3 protein-coding genes are annotated in these 2,625 nt (G+C 61.9%); all 3 read left to right on the forward strand.

Annotated elements, in window-relative coordinates; genetic code table 11:
- Positions 1–2,244, forward strand: a 2,244-nt coding sequence (gene putA, locus H0V78_07965; protein MBA2351713.1) for a bifunctional proline dehydrogenase/L-glutamate gamma-semialdehyde dehydrogenase PutA, incomplete at its 5' end; no start/stop codon positions are given.
- A 60-nt stretch (positions 2,245–2,304) separates the two neighbouring features.
- The gene (locus H0V78_07970) at positions 2,305–2,511 is read left to right on the forward strand and encodes a type II toxin-antitoxin system HicB family antitoxin (protein ID MBA2351714.1); all 207 of its coding nucleotides are present in this window, start codon (positions 2,305–2,307) and stop codon (positions 2,509–2,511) included.
- Positions 2,504–2,625, forward strand: a 122-nt coding sequence (locus tag H0V78_07975) for a type II toxin-antitoxin system HicA family toxin (protein ID MBA2351715.1), incomplete at its 3' end; no start/stop codon positions are given. The genes H0V78_07970 and H0V78_07975, both read left to right, overlap by 8 nt.

Here is a 2,625-nt window from a genome sequence, read left to right on the forward strand (position 1 = left end):
GAATTGCGCGGCTGGAATGGCTTCGGTCTCGCCGTGCAGGCGTATCAGAAACGCGCACCGCACGTAATCGACCTCATCGCCGCGCTGGCAAAGCAGCACGGCAAAACTATCCCGCTGCGGCTCGTCAAAGGCGCGTACTGGGATACCGAGATCAAGCGCGCGCAGGTGCAAGGTTTGCCCGGCTATCCGGTTTACACGCGCAAGGTTCACACCGATCTGTCCTACCTCGCCTGCGGCTCGCGCCTGCTCGCGCACGGCGACGCGTTCTATCCGCAATTCGCCACGCACAACGCGCACACCATCGCGTATTTTCTCGAATGCGCGCGCGGCCGCGAATTCGAGTTTCAGCGGCTGCACGGCATGGGCGAGGCGCTGTATGCCGAAGTCATGCAGCGGGAAAACGTTGCCTGCCGGGTTTACGCGCCGGTCGGCAGCTTCAATACTTTGCTGCCGTACCTCGTGCGCCGCCTGCTTGAAAACGGTGCGAACACCTCGTTCGTCAATCGCATCGCCGATACGCGCCTGCCGCCAGAACAGGTTGTCGCCGATCCATTCGCGGCCCTGGGCGATAGCGCAAAGCCCACCATAACGCCGCATCCACGCATCCCTCTGCCGCCCGACTTGTACGGCGAGTTGCGACACAATTCGCTCGGGCTCAATCTCGCGAATGCCGACGCGTTCGCGGCACTGCACGCCGGCATCGAAGCGGCATCGCGACAAATGTGGCATGCAACACCACTCCTCAACGGCGAACGTTTGCGCGGCGACGAGCATGCGGTATTCGCGCCGGCCGATCGCGATCTAAAAATCGGTACGGTGACGCACGCCAATGCGAGCATGGTCGACGCCACGGTGCAATCCGCCGTCGCCGCCGCGTCAGCATGGGACGCGACACCCGCTGTGATGCGCGCGCAAATCCTCGAACGCGCGTCCGATCTGTTCGAACAATATCGCGCCGAACTCGTCGCGCTGATCGTGTTTGAGGGCGGACGCATTATTCCCGACGCGCTCGCCGAAGTCCGCGAAGCCGTCGATTACTGCCGATACTACGCGGCCGGGGCCAGGCGGCTATTCGCCGAACCGCGGGAGTTGCCGGGCCCGACCGGTGAGCAAAACACGCTGAGCCTGCACGGCCGCGGCGTGTTCGTATGCCTTTCTCCATGGAATTTCCCGCTCGCGATATTCACCGGCCAGATCACCGCAGCACTTGCCGCCGGCAATACCGTGATCGCGAAACCCGCCGAGCAAACGCCGCTGATCGCGATGCGTGCAATCGAGTTGCTGCATGAGGCCGGCGTTCCGCCCGCGGTGGTGCAATTTCTTCCGGGCTCCGGCGAGGAAGTCGGCGCGCGCCTCGTCGCCGATCCGCGCATCGCCGGCGTCGTTTTCACCGGCTCGACCGAAACCGCGCGCGCCATCAACCGCAACCTTGCATCAGGCAACGGTCCCATCGTCCCGCTGATCGCCGAGACCGGCGGCATGAACGCGATCATCGCCGACAGCTCCGCGCTGCTCGAACAACTGATCGGCGACGTCATGCAATCGGCATACAACAGCGCCGGTCAGCGCTGCTCGGCCGCGCGTCTGCTGTTCGTGCAAGATGACATCGCCGATGCCACGATCGAGATGCTCAAGGGCGCAATGGCCGAACTGTCGATCGGCGATCCTGCGCAGCTTTCGACCGACATCGGACCGTTAATCGACGATTCCGCACGGGCGGCGCTCGAAAGTTATTGCGAAGGTTTGAGCACTCGTGCGCAAACCTTGGCAACCGCGCCGCTCTCCGCCGCCTGCGAACACGGCTTTTTCTTCTCGCCCCGTGCGTTCGAAATCAACTGGGATCAAATACCCGAACGCGAAGTCTTTGGTCCGGTGCTGCACGTGCTGCGCTGGAAGTCGGGCGAACTCGATCGCGTGATCGACCGCATCAATGCGACCGGCTACGGGCTCACGCTCGGCGTGCACAGCCGCATCGATGAAACGACAGATCGCGTGACAACGCGTGTCCGCGTCGGCAATCTCTACGTCAACCGCAACATCATCGGCGCCGCCGTCGGCGCGCAACCGTTCGGCGGCGAAGGCTTGTCGGGCACCGGACCAAAAGCCGGTGGTCCGCACTATCTGCAGCGCTTCGCGGTCGAGCGCAGTGTATCGGTTAATACCGCAGCGCTTGGAGGGAATGCTTCGTTGCTAGCGCTGGATGACGGCCCTCAACGGCCCGCATCCCCATCCGGCAAAATTTAATTGCCTGTCTTAGAGAATGGAAATCGAGCGGCTATACTCGCAACTTCAAAAGGAGCAAATATGGAACTTTCCGCCGTCTTAACGCCTGCCGCCGAGGGCGGCTTTATGGCGTTGAATCCTGAAACGGGAACAACTTCTCAAGGTGAAACTGTTGAAGAAGCGCTCGCGAATCTGCGGGAAGCAACCGAGCTTTACCTGGAAGAATTTCCAATAACCGTCACCGGTCGTTCACTGCTTACCACGTTTCAAGTCGCCGTAAATGCCTAGCCTGCCCGTCGTTTCGGGTGCTGAGGTCGTTCGTGCTTTGCAACATCTCGGCTTCGTCGTAACTCGTCAGCGCGGCAGCCATATCGTCCTTCGTAAGGGCTCGCAGGGTTGCGT

It is taken from the genome of Burkholderiales bacterium (genome assembly GCA_013695435.1).
Classification (GTDB): Bacteria; Pseudomonadota; Gammaproteobacteria; order Burkholderiales; family JACMKV01; genus JACMKV01.